The 18,450-nt window shown below is 74.9% G+C and carries 17 protein-coding genes and 1 pseudogene; 10 read left to right on the top strand and 8 right to left on the bottom strand.

The annotated features are described in order from the left end of the window. Positions 1–16: 16 nt before the first annotated feature. Both ACFY3N_RS05555 and ACFY3N_RS05550 read right to left on the bottom strand, forming a co-directional pair. Complete coding sequence (locus tag ACFY3N_RS05555) at positions 17–550, bottom strand: NUDIX hydrolase (protein WP_390815330.1); 534 nt, start codon at positions 548–550, stop codon at positions 17–19. 33 nt (positions 551–583) lie between these two features. Beyond that, positions 584–1,543, bottom strand: coding sequence for an EamA family transporter (locus tag ACFY3N_RS05550; RefSeq protein ID WP_390815329.1), 960 nt, complete (start codon positions 1,541–1,543; stop codon positions 584–586). Positions 1,544–1,652: 109 nt separating this feature from the next. Here ACFY3N_RS05550 and ACFY3N_RS05545 point away from each other — a divergent pair, with 109 nt between their 5' ends. Beyond that, entirely contained in the window at positions 1,653–2,159 is a 507-nt protein-coding gene (locus ACFY3N_RS05545) for a MarR family winged helix-turn-helix transcriptional regulator (protein WP_390815328.1), read from the top strand. Positions 2,160–2,190: 31 nt separating this feature from the next. On the opposite strand, the gene ACFY3N_RS05540 is transcribed toward ACFY3N_RS05545, so the two are convergent. Continuing rightward, complete coding sequence (locus ACFY3N_RS05540; protein ID WP_390815327.1) at positions 2,191–3,675, bottom strand: FAD-dependent monooxygenase; 1,485 nt, start codon at positions 3,673–3,675, stop codon at positions 2,191–2,193. A gap of 129 nt (positions 3,676–3,804) precedes the next feature. Here ACFY3N_RS05540 and ACFY3N_RS05535 point away from each other — a divergent pair, with 129 nt between their 5' ends. Next, the gene (locus ACFY3N_RS05535; protein ID WP_390815326.1) at positions 3,805–4,386 is read left to right on the top strand and encodes a TetR family transcriptional regulator; all 582 of its coding nucleotides are present in this window, start codon (positions 3,805–3,807) and stop codon (positions 4,384–4,386) included. 144 nt (positions 4,387–4,530) lie between these two features. Here ACFY3N_RS05535 and ACFY3N_RS05530 read toward each other — a convergent pair whose 3' ends face one another. From ACFY3N_RS05530 to ACFY3N_RS05520, 3 genes are all read right to left on the bottom strand, one after another. Beyond that, a complete protein-coding gene (locus ACFY3N_RS05530; RefSeq protein ID WP_390815325.1) occupies positions 4,531–4,806 on the bottom strand; it encodes a hypothetical protein in 276 nt (91 codons plus the stop codon). Between the two features lie 150 nt (positions 4,807–4,956). After that, positions 4,957–7,020 carry a 4-alpha-glucanotransferase gene (malQ, locus tag ACFY3N_RS05525; RefSeq protein WP_390815324.1) on the bottom strand — a complete coding sequence of 688 codons (2,064 nt, stop codon included), beginning with the start codon at positions 7,018–7,020 and terminating at the stop codon, positions 4,957–4,959. Between the two features lies 1 nt (position 7,021). Further along, positions 7,022–7,303 (bottom strand): hypothetical protein, encoded by a 282-nt coding sequence (locus ACFY3N_RS05520; protein ID WP_390815323.1) that lies wholly within the window; start codon positions 7,301–7,303, stop codon positions 7,022–7,024. A 331-nt stretch (positions 7,304–7,634) separates the two neighbouring features. On the opposite strand from ACFY3N_RS05520, the gene ACFY3N_RS05515 reads away from it, so the two are divergent. The 6 genes from ACFY3N_RS05515 to ACFY3N_RS05490 are packed head-to-tail and all read left to right on the top strand — an operon-like array spanning position 7,635 to position 15,034. Next, the gene (locus ACFY3N_RS05515; protein WP_390815322.1) at positions 7,635–10,535 is read left to right on the top strand and encodes a beta-N-acetylglucosaminidase domain-containing protein; all 2,901 of its coding nucleotides are present in this window, start codon (positions 7,635–7,637) and stop codon (positions 10,533–10,535) included. 54 nt (positions 10,536–10,589) lie between these two features. After that, positions 10,590–11,216, top strand: a complete 627-nt coding sequence (locus tag ACFY3N_RS05510; RefSeq protein WP_390815321.1) for an RNA polymerase sigma factor — start codon at positions 10,590–10,592, stop codon at positions 11,214–11,216. Further along, on the top strand, positions 11,213–12,238 hold the full coding sequence (locus ACFY3N_RS05505) for a zf-HC2 domain-containing protein (RefSeq protein ID WP_390815320.1): 1,026 nt from the start codon (positions 11,213–11,215) through the stop codon (positions 12,236–12,238). Before ACFY3N_RS05510 ends, ACFY3N_RS05505 begins: the two co-directional genes overlap by 4 nt. A 29-nt stretch (positions 12,239–12,267) precedes the next feature. Beyond that, complete coding sequence (locus ACFY3N_RS05500) at positions 12,268–13,080, top strand: ABC transporter ATP-binding protein (protein WP_390815562.1); 813 nt, start codon at positions 12,268–12,270, stop codon at positions 13,078–13,080. Beyond that, the gene (locus ACFY3N_RS05495) at positions 13,077–14,432 is read left to right on the top strand and encodes a hypothetical protein (RefSeq protein ID WP_390815319.1); all 1,356 of its coding nucleotides are present in this window, start codon (positions 13,077–13,079) and stop codon (positions 14,430–14,432) included. The genes ACFY3N_RS05500 and ACFY3N_RS05495 overlap by 4 nt, the downstream gene beginning before the upstream one ends. Then, positions 14,429–15,034, top strand: a complete 606-nt coding sequence (locus ACFY3N_RS05490) for a hypothetical protein (protein WP_390815318.1) — start codon at positions 14,429–14,431, stop codon at positions 15,032–15,034. Before ACFY3N_RS05495 ends, ACFY3N_RS05490 begins: the two co-directional genes overlap by 4 nt. Before the next feature lie 427 nt (positions 15,035–15,461). On the opposite strand, the gene ACFY3N_RS05485 is transcribed toward ACFY3N_RS05490, so the two are convergent. Next, positions 15,462–15,704, bottom strand: coding sequence for a Scr1 family TA system antitoxin-like transcriptional regulator (locus tag ACFY3N_RS05485; protein ID WP_390815317.1), 243 nt, complete (start codon positions 15,702–15,704; stop codon positions 15,462–15,464). A 41-nt stretch (positions 15,705–15,745) separates the two neighbouring features. On the opposite strand from ACFY3N_RS05485, the pseudogene ACFY3N_RS05480 reads away from it, so the two are divergent. Further along, positions 15,746–16,213, top strand: a pseudogene (locus ACFY3N_RS05480) (ATP-binding protein); the annotation flags it as partial. Between the two features lie 82 nt (positions 16,214–16,295). On the opposite strand, the gene ACFY3N_RS05475 reads toward ACFY3N_RS05480, so the two are convergent. Further along, entirely contained in the window at positions 16,296–16,832 is a 537-nt protein-coding gene (locus ACFY3N_RS05475) for an HNH endonuclease (protein ID WP_217127748.1), read from the bottom strand. A 293-nt stretch (positions 16,833–17,125) separates the two neighbouring features. On the opposite strand from ACFY3N_RS05475, the gene ACFY3N_RS05470 reads away from it, so the two are divergent. Next, complete coding sequence (locus ACFY3N_RS05470; RefSeq protein WP_390815316.1) at positions 17,126–18,232, top strand: mechanosensitive ion channel family protein; 1,107 nt, start codon at positions 17,126–17,128, stop codon at positions 18,230–18,232. The last annotated feature ends 218 nt before the right edge of the window (positions 18,233–18,450 follow it).

Genomic DNA, 18,450 nt, shown 5'->3' with positions numbered 1-18,450 from the left:
GACCCGGCCGCTCGCGTCAGCCCCGTGCCGGGTCCAGCAGCAGCGCCATCACACCGACGAGCGTGGCGCCGCTGACGATCTCCCGGCGGGCGATCATGCCGCGCACCTCGTCCAGGGGGATCCACTCCAGCCGGTCGGACTCGTTGCGTTCGGTGGGCTCGGCGACGCGCCGCGCCCCGTCCGCGCGGAACACGAAGTGCTGGGAGTCGGTGATCCCGGCCGCCGGCTGCGCGTAGACCAGCTCCCGCACCGACGCCGGGCGCCATCCGGTCTCCTCCTCCAGTTCCCGGGCGGCGGCGGTGGCCGGCGTCTCGCCGTCCTCGACCAGTCCCATGGGCAGTTCCCAGGCCCAGGTGTCCGTGACGAAGCGGTGCCGCCACATCATCAGCACGCGCCGCCGGTCGTCCACGGCCGCCACCACGGCGAGGTCCCGCAGCCGTACGACGTGGTAGTCGGTCCGGGTGCCGTCCGGCTGCTCCACGTCGAGCGAGCGCAGCCGCACCCAGGAAGTGTCATGGAGCGTGCGTTCGCCGTGCACCGTCCACCGCATGTCGTGCCTCTCCTCGTCCGGGGCGGCGGACCGTCACGCGCTCCCCCGCCGCGAAGGGGCGTTCGCCGGGGCCGGGCAGGGGAGCGTGACCGTTCCGCCGGGTCTCCCCGATGATCCCGCGGTGCGGGCCGTCCGGGCGAGCGGGCCGGTCTGCCCCGCCACCGTCGCCCCGAACGCCAGCGCCATGCCCGCCAGTTGCAGCGGGGTCAGCGTCTCGCCGAGGGCCGCCCGGCCGACCAGCGCCGCCGTGAGCGGGGAGAGCGGGCCGAGGAAGGTGACCTGGGTGGCGGTGAGGCGGCCGATGCCCCGGAACCAGAGCCAGTAGGCGATCGCCGTGTTCGCCAGGGCGAGGTAGAGGTAGCCGCCGAGCGCCGGGGCGTCCAGGGCGGGGGGCGCGCCCTCGGCCAGGACGGCGACGGGCGCGATCAGCAGGCCCCCGGCCGTCAGCTGCCAGCCGGTCAGGGCGAGCGGGCCGACGCCCTCCGGGCGGCCCCAGCGCTTGGTGAGGACGGTGCCGGCGGACATCGAGGCGGTGGAGGCGAGGGCCGCGAGCACACCCGGTGGATCCAGCGCGCCGGCTGCCTTCAGGACCACCAGGCCGACGCCGAACGCGGCCACGATCCCGGTGAGGACGTTCCGTGCCGTCGGCCGCTGCCCCAGCAGGAGCGCCGAGAGGCCGACCACGAACAGCGGCCCGACCGAGCCGACCACCGCCGCCATGCCCCCGGGCAGCCGGTAGGCGGAGAGGAACAGCAGCGGGAAGAAGGCGCCGATGTTGAGCGCGCCGAGCACCGCGGCCTTCCACCACCAGGCCCCGCGCGGCAGCACCCGGACGACCGCGAGCAGCACCAGGCCGGCCGGCAGGGCGCGCACCAGACCGGTGAACAGGGGGCGGTCGGCCGGGAGGAACTCCGTGGTCACGGCGTAGGTGGTGCCCCAGGAGACGGGGGCGAGGGCGGTGAGCGCGATGAGGGTGGCGCGGTTCGCGGCCATGACGGGCGCACCTCTTCCGAATAGGTCAATAACAAGTAGCTTAGTCGCAAGTTACTTTTCGTCAAGCTACTTTCTTGCGGGTGACCCACTCGCGGCGGATACTCCTGCCATGACCGCAGAACAGCGCGCCCAGGATCCCGTCGACGCGATCATCGAGCAGTGGGCCCGGGTGAGGCCCGATCTCGACACCGCCGGCATGGAGGTCTTCGGGCGCGTCTTCCGGCTCGCGCGCGCCATGGGCGACCGGATGGAGCAGGCGTACGCCCCGTACGGGATCTCACGCGGCGAGTTCGACGTCCTCGCCACCCTGCGGCGCTCCGGGGAGCCCTACGCCCTCTCCCCCCGCCAGCTCTCGGCCACGCTGATGCTCACCACCGGCGGGATGACCGGCCGCCTCGACAAACTGGAGCGCGCGGGACTGCTCCGCCGCTCCCCCGACCCGCACGACCGGCGCGGGCTCCAGGTCACGCTCACCGAGGAGGGGCTGCGCCTGATCGACGCGGCGGTCGGCGCGGGCCTCGCCGTCCAGACGGAGGCCCTGTCCACCCTGGACGGGGAACGGGCGGGGCAGTTGGCCGGCCTGCTGCGAGAACTGCTGTCCGCGACCGAGAGGTAGGGACCGCCCTCCTCCTCACCTCCTCACCTCCTCAGCCGACGTACGCGGCGAGCGCGGCCTCGACGTCGGCCGCGCCGGCGGAGTCCGACGCCCAGGCCACATATCCGTCGGGGCGCACCAGCACGGTCGTACGGCGGCTCCCGGACGCCCAGCGTTCCACCGCCAGCCGCTGCTCGCGCGCGCCCCCGTCGTCGTACGGCTCCGGGGTGATCAGCGCGAAACGGCCGCCGCGCAGGGCCTCGTGAAGGCGGCCGCCCTCCAGCGCCACGTCGGGGACCCGGGTGCCGACCAGGCGGTGGGCACCGCGCGGGGCGGCGTACGCGTAACCGATGCCCGAGATGTGCGCCAGGGCCTTGGCCCGGGCGGGCCGGGAGGCGTTGACGAACGCGGAGACCAGGGCGCGCACGGCACGCACCGCCGGGTGCCGCGCCCGCGCCAGCCGGACCAGCCCGCCGCTGCTGCGCAGCACGGCCCTGCCGACCGGGTGACGCTCGGCCCGGTAGGTGTCCAGGAGGTCCTCGGGCACCCGGCCCCCGACGACCGCGGCGAGCTTCCAGCCGAGGTTGGCCGCGTCCTGCAGACCGGTGTTCATCCCCTGACCGCCGGCCGGTGAGTGGACGTGCGCGGCGTCACCGGCCAGGAAGACCCGTCCGACCCGGTACTCGGGGGCCTGCCGTTCGTCGCTGTGGAAGCGGGAGAGCCAGCGGGCGTCGTGCATGCCGTAGTCGGTTCCGAGGGCGCGACGGGTGACCTCCTTGACCTCGTCGAGGTCGAGCGGGGCGTCGTCGGGCACCTCGTGGCGGCGGTTCCAGCCCATGACCCGGTACCAGCCGTCGCCGAAGGACGCGATCATCGCGAAGGAGTCACCCGTGCCGTTGACGGTGAGCACGCTCCCGGGCCGTTCGGCGAGCCGGACGTCCGCCAGGAACAGGGACTTGATGACGGAGGCGCCGGGGAAGGGCAGGCCGACCGCCCGGCGGACGGCGCTGCGGTGGCCATCGGCTCCGGCCACGTAGGCCGCGCGGCGGGTGACGGCCGCGCCGTCCGGGCCCCGCATGTCGAGGTCGACGCCGCCGCCGTCCTGCCGCAGGCCCACGACCTCGTGCCCGAAGAGGAACTCGACGCCGAGCGCGCGCGCCCTTTCCTCCAGGAGCCGCTCGACCTCGTACTGCGGGGTGATGAGGAGGAACGGGAAGCGGGACGGGAGCGTGCCCAGATCGAGGGTGAGACGGCGGAAGAGGCGCAGCTCGGTGATGGTGGTGCCGGTGGCGAGCAGCCGGTCGGCGAGGCCGCGGGCGTCGAGCTGTTCCAGGGTGCGGGCGTGTACGCCGAAGGCGCGGGAGAGATTGCTGATTCCGTGCGGGCGCTTCTCGACGAGGGTGACGGGGACGCCTGCGGCCGCGACGTCACCGGCCAGGAGCAGGCCGGTGGGGCCGGAGCCGACGACGATCACGGGAGGTGTGGAGCCGGAGTGCTCGGAGCCGGGGTGGGTGGGGTTGGTGCCGGTGCCGCTCATGGGGGCCTCCTGGGTGCCAACGATCGTTGGCCCACACATGTTGGCCAACATCTGTGGGCAACCGTAGGACGGCCCCGCCCGAAACGTCAACACTTGTTGGCCTACGGACGTTGGCATACGGTGGCCGGCATGACATCGAGCAAGCCCTCCGCACCGCGACGCCGCTCCGAGGCCACGCGCACGGCGATCCTCGACGCCGCCCGCGAGCGCTTCGCGGCCGACGGCTACGAGCGCGCCACCATCCGCGCCATCGCCCGGGACGCGAACATCGATCCGTCGATGGTCATGCGCTACTACGGCAGCAAGGAAGGCCTGTTCGCGGCGGCCGTCACCATCGACCTGAGGCTGCCGGACCCGTCGTCGCTGTCCCGGGAGGAGGTCGGCCGGGCACTCGTGACGCACTTCCTCGCCATGTGGGAGGAGAGTGACGTGCTCACGGCCCTGCTCCGGGCCGGCGCGACCAACGAGGCCGGGGCCGAACGCATGCGGGGCGTCTTCCGGGACCAGGTCCTCCCGCTCGCCCGCCGGTTCTGCCCCGACCCCGAGCAGGTACCGGTGCGCGCCGCGCTGGTCTCGTCGCACCTGCTCGGGCTGGCGCTGACGCGTTACGTCCTGCGGTTCCCGCCGGCCGTGGCGCTGGACACCGAGGAGGCCGTGGCGTGGCTGGCGCCCGCCGTGCAGCGCTGTCTGACGGCGCCGTACCCGCGGTGAGCGTCGCCCGGGCCCGCCGCCTCACCGCCCGGTGAACACACCGAGGGCGCCGCCCTCGTCCCGTACGGCGGATGCCCGTACGTACGGGAGGGTCGGCGCCCTCGTGGGAGTGCGCGGGGCCGCTCGTGAGCGGCCTGCCCCGGGTCAGGCCTTGGCTTCGGCCTTGGTGGCGATGTTGGAGCTGGTCGTGTCCTTCTTCTTGTGCGACTTGTCGCCGATCATCACCAGACCGGCGATGACCACGAACAGCGCGATCGGGGCCACGACGTAGAGGCCCAGCGTCTCGATGACGCTCAGGCCCGTGCCGGGGTCGTCACCATCGTCGCGGGTGAGCGCGAGCGCGGGGGACGACATGAGCAGCATCATCAGCGTCGTACCGGCTGCCAGGGCGCCGGCGCGCAGGGCGTTCTTCTTGTCCACGGTCCCAAAGTATCCAACGCGGTCGGGGTCGGCTCGCGCGGGGTGTCCTAAGGGGCTCGGTCGGTGCCGGCCGGGGGTGGTCGCGCGGCCCGGCGCTTGCGGGGTGCCGTCGCGCCCACCCGTGCCGCCCTGCGGCACGACTGCCCGCGGTTACGAACGTTCCCTCAGCACGTCCATCAGTGCCCTGAGCCTCGCCGATCCCGCCAGCTCCTCCAGCGTCACCGGCCTCCCCCGCGCGTCGGCGACCGGCAGCCGCCAGTTCGGGTACTGGTCCCACGTCCCGGGCAGGTTCTGCGGGCGCCGGTCCCCGACCCCGTCGGGCAGCCAGACCCCGATCATCCGCGCCGGCGTCCGCAGCAGGTACCGGTGGACGGCCTGGATCTCGGCCTCCTCGGAGGCGCCAGCCCCCATCAGCCCCAGCCGCCCGAACAGCTCCCGCCACTCCGCCGTGTCGGCCGCCGCCTCCGCCCGCTCCTCCGCCACCGGGCGCGTGAGCAGCCCCAGGCTGTCCCGGAGCTCCACGTGTTCCCCGCCGAGCCGGGCGGCCGTGGGCGGCAGATCATGAGTGGTCGCGGTCGCCAGGCAGTCCGCGCGCCAGGCGTCCGGCGGGAGCGGGCGCCGGTCGCCGTCCCAGTCCCGCTCGAACCACAGCACCGACGTGCCGTACACGCCCCGTTCGCGCAGCGCCTCGCGTACGCCGGGCTCGACGGTGCCCAGGTCCTCGCCGATCACCGTCGCCCCGGCCCGGGACGCCTCCAGGACGAGCACGGCGAGCATCGCCTCGGCGTCGTAGCGGACGTACGTGCCCTCCGTGGGCGGATGGCCCTCCGGGACCCACCAGAGCCGGAACAGACCCATGACGTGGTCGATGCGCAGGGCGCCCGCGTACCGGAACAGACCTCGGAGCAGGGCGCGGAACGGGGCGTACCCGGAGTCGGCGAGCCGGTCGGGGCGCCAGGGCGGCAGGCCCCAGTCCTGGCCGCGCGCGTTGAAGGCGTCCGGGGGCGCGCCGACGGACATGCCGGCCGCGAAGTACTCCTGCTGCGCCCAGGCGTCGGCGCCGCCGGGGTGGACGCCGACGGCGAGGTCGTGGACGATCCCGACCGGCATCCCGGCCTCGCGCGCCGCGCGCTGGGCGGCGGCGAGCTGGGCGTCGGTGAGCCAGACGAGCCGGGAGTGGAGGTCGACGCGGTGCGCCAGCTCGCGCCGGGCGCGGGCGGTGTCGGGTGAGCGCGGGTCGCGCAGCGGGGCGGGCCAGCGGTGCCAGTCGGCGCCGTGGACCTCGGCGAGCGCGCACCAGGTGGCGTGGTCCTCCAGCGCCCGGCCCTGTCCGGCGCGGAAGTCCTCGTAGGCGGCGCGGCGGCCGGGCCCGAGCGGGACCTCGTGCACCAGTTCCAGCGCCTCCCGCTTGGCCTCCCAGACCGCGTCCCGGTCGATCAGCGCGCCCTCGCCCAGCACCGCCTCGCGCAGCCGTCCGGCCCGCTCCAGCAGGGCGTGGACGCGGTCCCGGTCGCCGACGTACGCGAACTCGGGGACGTCCTCGATCCGCAGGTGGACGGGGTCGGGGAAGCGGCGGGAGGAGGGGCGGTAGGGGGAGGGGTCGGTCGGCGGGCCGGGGACGGCCGCGTGCAGGGGGTTGACCTGGACGAATCCGGCGCCGAGGGCGCGTCCGGCCCAGCCAGCGAGCTCACCGAGGTCGGCGAGGTCGCCCATGCCCCAGGAGCGGCGGGAGAGCAGGGAGTAGAGCTGGACCAGGAGCCCGTACGAGCGTCCCGGCGGCGCGGGCAGCCGGGGCGGGGCGACGATCAGGTGGGCGCGGCCGGTGCGGCCGTCGGGGGCGGTGGCGGTCACCTGGTGCACGCCGGGCGGGAGGTGCGCGGCGGACGCGCGGGTCTCGCCCTGTTCGGTGACCACGTGCAGCCGGGTGCCCTCGGGGAGGGCGGCCAGGGCGGCGGGGGTGCGGGTGTCCCAGCCGACCACGGTGGGGGGCAGCAGCCGCTCGCCGAGTTCCCGTTCGCGGGCGGTGAGGGCGGCGCGGACGGCCCGCGGAGTGGCCGCGTCCACGCCGAGGGCGGCCAGCGCGAGGGTGACGGCGGTGGCCGAGGCCGCGACCGTGCGGTCCGGGGAGGGCTGGTAGGAGGTGGCGACGCCGTGCAGGGCGGCGAGCCGGGACAGGTCCTCGGAAGGGGGCTCGGCCGGCCGTGGCGCGGTCACCTCAGGGCTCCGGGCGGTACTGGGCCGGGAAGGAGTCGAGTCCGGAGGAGTCCGAGGAGTCCAGGAAGGCGTCGGACTCGCTGGTCAGGGGGGCGGCGTCGGCGAGCGGCGGTTCGCTGGTGAGGGGTTCGGCGTCGGGCAGCGGGGGTTCGCTGGTCAGCGGGACCTCGGCGCAGGGGCCCTCCGCGCTGAAGACGCAGAGGTGGGGCTCCTCGAAGTCGGCGGAGGGCTCCGCCGCGGGTTTGGACAGGGCGGGGGAAGGAACGCAGGCGGGTGCAGTCACGGATGGCCTCCTCGTCGGGCACGGCGCGCGGATCACGCGGGACGTGCGGGTCGTGCGGGTCGTGCGGGTCGTGCGGGTCGTGCGGGTCGTGCGGGTTATCTCGCAGCCCTACCCCGTGGGCGCGGGGCCAGACGCACAAAGCGTTCCCGCGTGTTCCTGCTCACATTCTCCTCCCGCCCCCTCCTCGTGCAGTGGGACAAACCCGCCACAACGTCCACCCTCATTGACACGTTCACCGCAGAAGTGGTGGGCTCGGATCGCTCGATAACGGAATGGACACGGCCGCACCGGCCACCGGGCCGGACGGCCCGTCGAACAACCAGGGGGACCTGTGCGACTGCGGCGCGGGAGGACTGCGAACGCCGGGAGGGCCGCTCTCGTCCTCGCCGTCCTCACCGGAACCCTGGGCGCCGCGCCCGCCGCCGTGGCCGCGCCGCCCGCGCCGGGCGCCACCGCCTCCCCGGACGCCACCGCCTCCCCGGCCATCGGCACGGCTCGCGCGGCGGAGGCGTCCGTGTGGCCGCGGCCCCACTCCCTGCGCGCGAACGGCGCCCCGGTCGCGGTGACCGAGGAGGTCGCCCTGACCGCGGACGCGACGGCCGACGCGTACGCCCTCGACGCGCTTCGCGCGCTGCTGCGGGAAGCGGGCGCACGCCGGTTCACCGCCCCCGGCGCACAGGTGCCCGAGGGAGCGCTCGTAGTGCGCGTGGGGAGGGAACGCGCCTCGGCCGACCCCTTGCACGCCCTGCCCGCCGGCGGCTACGCGCTGACCGTCGGCAAGGGGACCGTCTCCCTCTCCGGCGCGGACGGCGACGGCCTGTTCCACGCGGTGCAGACGCTACGCCAACTGCTGCGCCCGGACGGCACCACGATCACCGCGGCCGTCGTGCGCGACTGGCCCGGCACCGCCGTGCGCGGCGTCACCGAGGGCTTCTACGGCACCCCGTGGACGCACCGGCAGCGGCTGGCGCAGCTGGACTTCATGGGCCGCACCAAGCAGAACCGGTACCTCTACGCACCCGGCGAGGACCTCTACCGGCAGGCCCGCTGGCGCGAGCCGTACCCGGCCGGGCGGCGGGCGGAGTTCCGGGAGCTGGCCGAGCGGGCGCGGCGCAACCACGTCACGCTCGGCTGGGCGGTGGCGCCGGGGCAGGCGATGTGCTTCGCCTCGGACGACGACCTGCGGGCGCTGACCCGCAAGCTGGACGCGATGTGGGCGCTGGGCTTCCGCGCCTTCCAGCTGCAGTTCCAGGACGTCAGCTACAGCGAGTGGCACTGCGGGGCGGACGCCGAACGGTTCGGTTCCGGCCCCGGTGCCGCCGCCCGCGCCCAGGCGCGCGTGGCGAACGCGGTGGCCCGGCACCTGACGGAGCGCCACCCGGACTCCGTCGCCCTGTCCCTGATGCCCACCGAGTTCTACGAGGAGGGCTCGACGGCGTACCGGCGGGCGCTGGCGAGGGAACTGGACGCGGGCGTCGAGGTCGCGTGGACCGGGGTCGGGGTGGTGCCGAGCACCATCACGGGCGGCCAACTCACCCAGACGCGGAAGGTGTTCGGGCATCCGCTGGTGACCATGGACAACTACCCGGTGAACGACTACGCCCCCGGCCGGATCTTCCTCGGCCCCTACCAGGGCCGCGAACCGGCCGTCGCCGCGGGCTCGGCCGCGCTGCTCGCCAACGCGATGGAGCAGCCCGAGGCGTCCCGCATCCCGCTGTTCACCGCCGCCGACTTCGCCTGGAACCCGCGCGGCTACCGCCCCCAGGAGTCCTGGCGGGCCGCGATCGCCGACCTCGCCGCCGGTGACGCCCGGCGCCGGGAGGCCCTGACCGCGCTCGCCGGGAACACCGCGTCCTCGGTGCTGGGCGGCGAGGAGTCGGCGTACCTGCGACCGCTGATGGAGGCGTTCTGGCGGACCCGCACGGCCGCCCGCGACACGGACGGGAGGCAGGAGGCCGAACGGCTGCGGGCGGCCTTCACCGTCCTGCGCGAGCTGCCGGAGCGGCTGTCCGGGACCGGGCTCGCCGCCGAGACCGGCCCGTGGTCCCAGCGGCTGGCCCGTTACGGCGAGGCGGGCGCCACGGCCCTGGACCTGCTCCGCGCGCAGCGGGACGGGGACGCGGGCGCCGCCTGGACGGCGTACCGGCGGCTGGGCGGGCAGCGGGCGCGGCTGGACTCCTCCCGGGTGACGGTCGGCGAGGGCGTGCTGGATCCGTTCCTGAGCCGGGCGCAGAAGGCGTACGAGAGCTGGGCGGGCATCGACCACGAGCCGCCGGCGCGCCCCGGCGGCGACCGCACGCTCCTGCTTCCGCGCGCCCGCGCGATGCACGCCGTGACGGTGCTCACCGAGCCGGGCACGCGGGGGACCGTGGAGGTCCGTGTACCGGGCGAGGGGTGGCGCCGCCTGGGCGCGCTGTCCGCCACGGGCGCCACCGAGCTGCCGCCCGGCGACGCCCCGGTGGACGCCGTCCGGGTCACCGGCGCGGACGCCTCCCGGGTGCGGCACCTGGTCCCCTGGTACGCGGACGCGCCCGCCGCCTCCCTGGAGCTGCCCGAGGACCGCGCGGACACCGACATCGGCGGCACCCGGCGGCTGACGGTCCGGGTCGGCTCGCCGCGCCCCGACGAGGTGCGCGGCAGGCTGACCGCGACGGCGCCGGAGGGGATCGAGGTCCGGGTGCCGAAGGACGCGCTGACCGTCCCGCGCGGCACCCCGGTGGAGGTGCCGGTCGAGGTGACCGTGGAGCCGGGCACGCCGACCGGGTCGTACGGCGTACGGCTCGGCTTCGGCGGGGCGACCCGCACGCTGACGGTCCACGCCGTTCCGCGCACCGCGGGACCCGACCTGGCCCGTACCGGACGGGCGGCCTCCTCGGCCGACGAGACGCCCGACTTCCCGGCCCCGGCGGCGAACGACGGCGACCCGGAGACGCGCTGGTCGTCCCCGGTCGACGACGACGCCTGGTGGCAGGTGGAGCTGGAGCGCCCGGTGCGGCTGGGGAGGGTCGCGCTGCACTGGCAGGAGGCGCACCCGTCGGCGTACCGCGTGGAGGTGTCGGCGGACGGCCGCACCTGGCGCACGGCGGCGGAGGTCCGGGACAGCCGGGGCGGCCGGGAGACGGTCCGCATGGACGAGCCCGGCGTGCGCCACATCCGCGTCCAGGGCGAGCAGCGCGCCACGCGGTACGGCTACTCGCTGTGGTCGGTGGAGGCGTACGCGGTCGCCCGGTGATCGGACCGGCCGGTGCCGTGAACCGGCGTCCCCACGGCCGTCGATAGACGGGGCGTGAGACTGTTCCGCCCCGTGGGGGGCCATCGGGAGAAGGACGAGGGGGACTCCGACGCGGCGCTGCTGAGGGCGGTCGCGGGCGGAGACCCGGCGGCGATGGCCGCGTTGTACGACCGGCACGCGGGGTGGCTGTACGCGCGGCTGAGCAGGCGCTGCGCCGATCCCGAGACCGTCCGGGAGGTGCTCCAGGACACGTTCGTCACGGTGTGGCGGTCGGCGGACGCGCACCGCGGCGAGCAGGCCGGCGGCTGGCTGTGGACCATCGCCGCGCGGCGACTGGTCGACGCGTACCGGGCGCAGGAGCGGGCCGCGCGGCTGCGCACGGCGCCGATGGAGGAGGCGTGGGACGGCGGCACGCCGGCCGGGGCCGCGTCGCCGTCCGCCGAGGACCGGGTGCTGGCGGGGCTGGAGTACGGGGATGTGGGCACCGCCCTCGACCGGATCTCGCCCGAGTTGCGGGAGGTGCTGCGCGCCACGGTCGTCGACGGGCTGAGCACCCGTGAGACCGCGCGGCTGCTCGGCATCCCCGAGGGGACCGTCAAATCCCGTGCGATGCGCGCCCGCGCCGAGCTCCGCGCGGTCCTCGCCCAGATGAACCCGTCGCCGTTGGGAGGTCCGGCATGACCGGCTGGCACGCGTCCGACCACCTCGTGACCCGTTACGCCGACGGCTCCCTGCCGGAGTCGGACGCCTGGTCGCTGGAGAAACACCTGGAGTGCTGCGGCGACTGCGCGCTGCGGGTCTCGCGGGCGGTGCGCGCGACGGCGGCGGAAGCGGTTCTGGCCGGCATCCGTGAGGCAGTCCTGGCCGACGTCCACGAGGCGGCGCGGGCCGGCCTCGGCACGGTGGCCCGCGCCGAGGCGCACGAGGCGACGCCGGCCGGTGCGCCCGGAGCAGCCCCGGAGACCGTACCGGCGGTCTCGCCGGCGCACGGCCCGGTCTCCGGGGCGCCGGTTCCCGCGCGCTCCGCCGGATTCCCGGTCCGGGCCCGGCCGAGGGCGCACCGGTGGCCGTCCGCCGGCTCGGGAGCCGTGCGCGTGCTGTGGGCCCTGGGGCCGGCCGTGCGCGGTGCCTGGCTGCCGGCCGTGCTGCTCGTCGCCGTCGGCGCCGTCGCGCTCGCCCAGGGGGGCGGCATCGCGAACGCGCGGCCCTGGCTGCTGGCCCTCGCCCCGGTCGTACCGGTCGCCGGGGTCGCCCTGTCCTACGGGCCGCACGCCGACCCGATGCACGAGATCACCGCGGCCACGCCCTCGGCCGGGCTGCGACTGGTCCTGATGCGCACGGCCGCCGTGCTGGCGGTGAGTCTGCCGCTGCTGACCCTCTCCGGGGCGCTGCTGCCGTCCACGGACGCACCGAGCGCCGTCGCCTGGCTGCTGCCCGGTCTCGCGCTGACCCTGGCCTCACTGGCCCTCGCCGGATACGTCGGCCTGCGTGCAGCCACCACCGTGACCGGCGGCGGCTGGCTGTGCGCCGTCCTCGGTCCGGTGCTCGTCGCGCCTGGCGGGCCCACCGACGAGCTGGGCCTGCTGCTGTCCTCGTACCTCGGCGGCGCCCCGGCGCAGGGAGGCTGGGCGGCCGCGGCCCTCCTGTCCGCCGCCCTGCTGGCCGCGCGCCGCTCCGCCTTCCACTCCCTGGAGAAGAGTTGAGTACGTCTCCGCACACCGCTTCCCGCCCCGTGCCCGAGGCACCGGCCGCCATCGTCCGGACCACCGGCCTGCGCGTGCGGCACCGCAGAACCGTCGCCCTGGACTCGGTGGACCTGGAGTTCGGCCCCGGCGTGCACGGTCTGCTCGGTCCCAACGGTGCCGGCAAGACCTCGCTGATCCGCGTCCTCGCCACGGTCGCCGAACCGTCCGGCGGCCGGGTGGAGATCCTCGGCCACGACACCCGCGACCACCGGCGGCGCGGCGAGGTCCGTCGGCACCTGGGCTATCTGCCGCAGGACTTCGGCTACTACCCGGGCTTCACGGTGCGGGAGTTCGTCGCCTACGTGGCCTGGCTGAAGGAGATGCCGGCGAGCGGCATCCCGGCCGCGGTCGAACGGGCAGTCGCCCGCGTCGGCCTGGCCGACCGCATCGACGCGAAGGTGCGCAGACTGTCCGGCGGCATGATCCGCCGCGTCGGCATCGCCCAGGCCGTCGTGAACGATCCCCGGGTGCTGCTCCTCGACGAGCCGACCGCCGGCCTGGACCCGGAACAGCGCGTGGAGTTCCGTGAACTGCTGCGCGAACTGGGCGCCTCGTCCACCGTCGTCGTCTCCACACACCTGGTGGAGGACGTGGCGGCGGCCTGCACGGAGGTCACCCTCGTCGACGCGGGCCGGGTCGCTTACCGCGGGACGCCCCCGGCGCTCGCCGCTCTCGGCGAGTCGGCGGGCGGTCCCGGCGACCACCCGATCGAGCGCGGCTACACGGCGGCGCTGCGGGCGCACCGCGCGTCCGCGGCGCGGGCGGACCGGCCGTCGGCTCCCGGAGGGGCGGCCCGATGACCCTCCTGACGGAACGGATGCCCGAGGAGCGCGGTGCGCCGCCGCGCCCGCCCCTCGCCCGGCACCCCCTGCGGGCGGAGGCCGTGCGCGGTTTCGCCCCCTGGGCCGGGGCAGCGATGCTGCTCACGCTCGTGGTGGCGCTGGCCGCCGGGTCGGAGCGGTGGCAGGGCGGCTGGGCGGAGACCCGTGACCGGGTGCACGCGGCGGCGATGCTGCTCGGCGTCCCGCTGGCCCTGGCGGCCGGCTGCTGGCAGGGCGGCCGGGAACGCAGGCGCGGCACGGACGAGTTGCTGGCGACGGCCGTACGCGGCCGGACGGCGGCGTTCCTCGCGTCGGCCCTGCCGGTCGTGGTGTGGCTGGTCGCCGGGTACGCCGTCGCGACCGCGCTCGCACTGCTCGCGACCTGGTACCGCCCTATGGGGGACCGGCCCCACCTGGGCACACCGCTCGCGGACGCCGCCGTCCTGGCGTGCGCCGCGCTGACGGGCCAGGTCGTGGGCCGCCTGGTTGCCTGGCGGCTGGCGGCGCCGCTGCTGGCGGCGGCCGGGTACGCCGTGCTCGGCGTCGCCGGGTACGCCCACCACGGCTCCGTCCGTCACCTGTCGCCCTTCGTCGACACCTCGTCCACCTCGGTACCGGTGTGGTGGCAGCCCCTGGTGTCGGTGGCGTGGACGGGCGGGCTCACGGCCGCCGCGGTCCTCGCGTACACCGGGCGCCGCCGCACGGTCGCCCTGCTGCCGCTGGTGGCCGCGGCCACCTCCGGGACGCTGCTCGTCCAGACCGGCGACGGTCTGTGGCACACCGATCCGCTCACGCGGCGTCAGGTGTGCGAGGCCTCCACCACCCCGCAGATCTGCGTGAACGCCCGCTACAAGGATCTGCTCCCCCGGATCACCGAGGCCTTGTCCGGGATGACGGGCCGTCTGGAGGGCGTGGAGAACCTGCCGGTGCGCTTCGAGGACCTGCCGGGCCGGCCGGGACCGGACGAGGTGGAGCTGCCGATGATCACACCGATCGGCTGGTCCGTCGTACGAGGGCGGCTCGCCGATCCCGAAGAGTACGCGTGGGCGGCGGGGATGGCGTTGCAGGGCCGCGGGGACTGCGACGAGACGGCGCCGCGGGTGGTCACGGTGGACGACGCCGTCGAGCACTACCTGGCCCCCAGCCCGCTGCGGCGGCAGTTCGACGAGCAGTACGCGCGGGGCGGCAAGGCCGAACGCGCCGAGCTCAGGGCACGGCTCGCGGCGCGCGAGCGGCTGGCGTCGATGGGTGACGAGGAGCGCCGCGCGTGGCTGTCGGCGTACTTCGCGACGCGGGACGAGTGCGGCCGGGACGGGGTGCCGGCACTGTGACGTACGGCTTCCTCCTGTACGCCCGTTCGCGCGTTCTGCCCCGCACCGTGCTGGTGCTCGCCGCGACCGCCGCGGTCACCGTTGCGGGCGCGCGGAACCTGGACGCGTATCTGGACCCGTCCCGGCAGGTCCCGGTCGTCGCGCTGGCCCCCCTGTTCGCGGCGGCGGCGATCGGCACCGGTCTGCACAGCGCGTCCGACGCACTGGACCGCACCGCCGTACGTCCCTGGTGGCGCCGGCGCCTGGCCCATCTGCTGGCGCTGACCGGCTGCGCCGCGCTGCTGCTGGCGGCGACCGTGTACGGGCATCCTTCCCCGTTCGGCCCTGCGGCCATGATCCGCAACACCCTGGGGTGTGCGGGCCTCACCGCGGGCGCGGCCGCCCTGCTGGGGGCCCGGCTGAGCTGGCTGCCGGTCTTCGGCTACGTCAGTGCCGTGTACGTGGGGTCGGCGGGTGCACGCGGCCGTCTGGTCCCGGTGTGGGCGTGGCCGGTGCAGCCCGCCGCGCAGCACATCGCCTGGGTGACCGCAGCCGTGCTCCTGGTGGCGGGCTCGGCGCTGTACGCCGTGCACGGGGCGCGGCCCGAGGGACGGCGCGACTGACGAGCCGCGCGAGGTGCTCGCCGCGGTCCCGGGGGAACGGGGGTTCCCCCGGGACCGGGCTGTTTCGTCGTCCTGAGCGGGCGTCGGATCCTCTTGTTCGCGCACGACAGGCTCCTCGGGACGGCGTTCCGTCACATGGCGCGGCGGTTCACGGCGTCGGAACGCACAGGTGGGACGGTCGGTGCTGCCGGGTCGGGCATCCGGCCCGGCAGCACGGGAGGCTTCGCGGACCGCCGCTTCCCCGGAGGCCGCCACGTCCCCGGTACCGGGGACGCGAAGGCCTTGACCGCCTGCACCACCTCGTGGGCCCGATCCCTCGCCGCCCCGCCGGAAGGCATGCACCCCTCTGAAAAGCGGGAGCATCTCGGCCTCCGATGTCCATGTTCCGCTCATTTGAGTACGCGAGTTGCATTCGCCCGCCAGATGCTCACTCCTTTCGGCAGGGGGAGGTGTCACGAGCCCTCGGGGGGTCATGTCCCGCCGGGTGGTTCAGCCGGTGTCGGACGGCCTCGATGAGTCGGATGGAGTCACGCCGAGCAAGGCTCCGTCGTGCCGTGCGATCGAAGAGGTCGCCGTAGGCGCTGCTCGTCGCCTCGTTCTCCACCCACACGCTGGACGCGATGGTGTCGGCCCGGACCACGTCCACCGCCTCGTCCTCATTGAACGACAAGGTGGCGAACGGGCCCGTGATGCCTCCCCCTCGTCCGGCGCCGGGCCGCGCGGCTCGTCGCCGAGGGGGGGCAGCCGGGACTCGCCGGGGACGTCGCCCTGGTCGTGTCGGAGTTGATGACCAACGCCCTGCTGCACGGCAGCGTCCGGGGACGGCTCATCCGCGTCCACGTCACCCTCAGTCACCGCACCCTGCGGGTCGAGGTGACCGACCCGCGCGGTGAGCCGCCGCCGAGGCCGCGCCCGGCCGGGGGCGGCGCCGACGATCGGTTCGGACGGGGACTCCTACGGGTCGAGGCCATCGCCGCGCGGTGGGGCCGGGAGCCGCGGACCGTCGGTGAGACGGTGTACGCCGAGTGGGACCTCCCCGGCCGGAGGTCGTCCACGCCGAAGCCCGTGACTGCCGGTCCGTCCCCGATGTTCGCCATCGAGGCCCAAGGACTCACCCGGTACGGCACCGGGGCAGCGGAAGGCACGCCCGCGCCCCGGGACCCGCCGGAGAAGGCGTGAACACGCGATGCCGACGTGTTCGCGCCTTCGCGGGGCATCCCGGAGCGGAGCCCTCACCGCGTAAAAACCCGGAGTGGCGGCGTCAGGCGGAGATGCCGTCGATCCGGGCCAGCGCGTCGTCCGCGCCGTACGGCTGCAGGTACGGCAGCCAGCGCGGGTCCCGGTGCCCGGTGCCGATGATGCGCCAGGCCAGGCCGGTGGGCGGGGCGGGTTTGTGGCGCAGGCGCCAGCCCAGCTCGAACAGATGGCGGTCGGCCTTCACGTGGTTGCAGCGGCGGCACGAGGCCACCACGTTGTCCCAGACGTGCTTGCCCCCGCGACTGCGCGGGATGACGTGGTCGACGCTGGTTGCGACGCCACCGCAGTACATGCACCGGCCCCCGTCACGGGCGAACAGCGCCCGGCGGGTGAGCGGAACGGGCCCCCGGTAGGGGACCCGCACGAAACGCTTGAGCCGGACCACGCTGGGTGCGGGGACTGTGACGGTCGCGCTGTGCAGATGGGCGCCGGTCTCCTCGAGGCAGACTGCCTTGTTCTCGAGGACGAGCACGAGCGCGCGGCGGAGCGGTACGACGCCGAGCGGCTCGTACGACGCGTTGAGGACCAGGACATGCGGCACGGACGGCCTCCTTGTACGCCGGCGGCGCGTGGCTCGCGCCGGGACGATCCGTAGTCAGTCTCTCCTCATGCCTGGTGGACGCGCCACCATGTGCCGGTAACGGGCTGGGAGTGTTTTCGACCACATCCCGATTCATCCCCAGGATCATGGCCGGTTCAAGCGCAGGTGAGGACGGTCTCTTCTTCACACATGCCGCCGATCCGCTCACAATGCCCCGTTAGTGTGGTGGTTCTGCCCGTACCGGTGATCCTTTCGTGACCTTGAAGATATTGACCGCCGCACCGGGGGCAGACATGCACCTGGAGGTACCTGCCGTGTCCTTGTCCGCCGTCCTGTCGGCCGCCGACCCGTCACCGACGCCCTCGGAGTCCGGGACACCACGGGTGCCCTCGCTCCAGGACGCCCAGGAGACCGCCGGCAACGCCGCCGGCTGGGTCGAGGAGAACTGGTCGACGTGGCTCGCGATCGGGCTCAGGGTCCTGCTGATCCTGGTGATCGCGATGGTGCTGAGAGTCATGGTGCGGCGGGCGATCACCAAGCTGGTCGACCGGATGTCCCGGACCGGCCAGTCGGTGGACGGCACCGCGCTCGGCGGTCTGCTGGTCAACGTCGAGCGGCGCCGGCAGCGCTCGCAGGCGATCGGCTCGGTGCTGCGCTCGGTGGCGTCGTTCCTGATCCTGGGCACGGCCGCGCTGATGATCCTCGGCACCTTCCAGATCAACCTGGCCCCGCTGCTGGCCTCGGCGGGTGTCGCGGGTGTGGCGATCGGTTTCGGCGCCCGCAACCTGGTGACGGACTTCCTCTCCGGTGTCTTCATGATCCTGGAGGACCAGTACGGCGTGGGCGACACCGTCGACGCGGGGGTGGCGTCCGGCGAGGTGATCGAGGTCGGCCTGCGGGTGACCAAGCTGCGCGGTGACGGCGGCGAGATCTGGTACGTCCGCAACGGCGAGGTCAAGCGCATAGGCAACCTCTCCCAGGGCTGGGCGACCGCGGGCGTCGACGTCACGGTCCGTTCCGACGAGGACCTGGACCGGGTGAAGGCCACGCTGAGCGAGGTCGCCGAGAAGATGGGCAAGGAGGAGCCCTGGAACGAGCTCCTGTGGAGCCCGATCGAGGTGCTCGGCCTGGACTCGGTGCTGCTGGACTCGATGGTGGTCCGCGTCTCCGCGAAGACCATGCCGGGCAAGTCCCTGACCGTGGAGCGGGAGCTGCGCTGGCGCATCAAGCGCGCCCTCGACGCGAGGGGCATCCGCATCGTCGGCGGCGCCACGGCCGTGGAGGACGTGGAGACCGCCGACCCGACGGCGGGCATGGCGCCTCCGTCGGTCTACTCGAACACGGCCTCCCCTCAGTCGGTGACGGCGTCCCCGCTGTCCCCGCCGAGCACCATGAAGTGAGAGGACCACGGGCGGCATCCGGAACTCCCGGGTGCCGCCCCTTCCCGTCTCCGCCCCTTGACGCTCCCCGGTCGTCCGGCAGGCCGCCGACGCCCTGGACGGCGCGGTGGCCCCCGCCGGACCGGAGGCCGCTCGGGAACCGAACTGATTTCCCGGACGTGTTCGTGGGCAGGGTGGGAGCGGGATCCCCGGCGATCGCGCTGCGATCGGATCAAGAT

The organism is Streptomyces sp. NPDC000348 (genome assembly GCF_042898795.1).
GTDB lineage: Bacteria > Actinomycetota > Actinomycetes > Streptomycetales > Streptomycetaceae > Streptomyces.
This window is presented reverse-complemented; position numbering and strand designations above follow the sequence as displayed.

Excerpts from the sequence above, each read along its gene's own strand:
- ACFY3N_RS05555 (WP_390815330.1), bottom strand. The coding sequence starts at position 550 with ATGCGGTGGACGGTGCACGGCGAACGCACGCTCCATGACACTTCCTGG.
- ACFY3N_RS05550 (WP_390815329.1), bottom strand. The coding sequence starts at position 1,543 with ATGGCCGCGAACCGCGCCACCCTCATCGCGCTCACCGCCCTCGCCCCC.
- ACFY3N_RS05545 (WP_390815328.1), top strand. The coding sequence starts at position 1,653 with ATGACCGCAGAACAGCGCGCCCAGGATCCCGTCGACGCGATCATCGAG.
- ACFY3N_RS05540 (WP_390815327.1), bottom strand. The coding sequence starts at position 3,675 with ATGAGCGGCACCGGCACCAACCCCACCCACCCCGGCTCCGAGCACTCC.
- ACFY3N_RS05535 (WP_390815326.1), top strand. The coding sequence starts at position 3,805 with ATGACATCGAGCAAGCCCTCCGCACCGCGACGCCGCTCCGAGGCCACG.
- ACFY3N_RS05505 (WP_390815320.1), top strand. The coding sequence starts at position 11,213 with ATGACCGGCTGGCACGCGTCCGACCACCTCGTGACCCGTTACGCCGAC.
- ACFY3N_RS05495 (WP_390815319.1), top strand. The coding sequence starts at position 13,077 with ATGACCCTCCTGACGGAACGGATGCCCGAGGAGCGCGGTGCGCCGCCG.
- ACFY3N_RS05470 (WP_390815316.1), top strand. The coding sequence starts at position 17,126 with ATGCACCTGGAGGTACCTGCCGTGTCCTTGTCCGCCGTCCTGTCGGCC.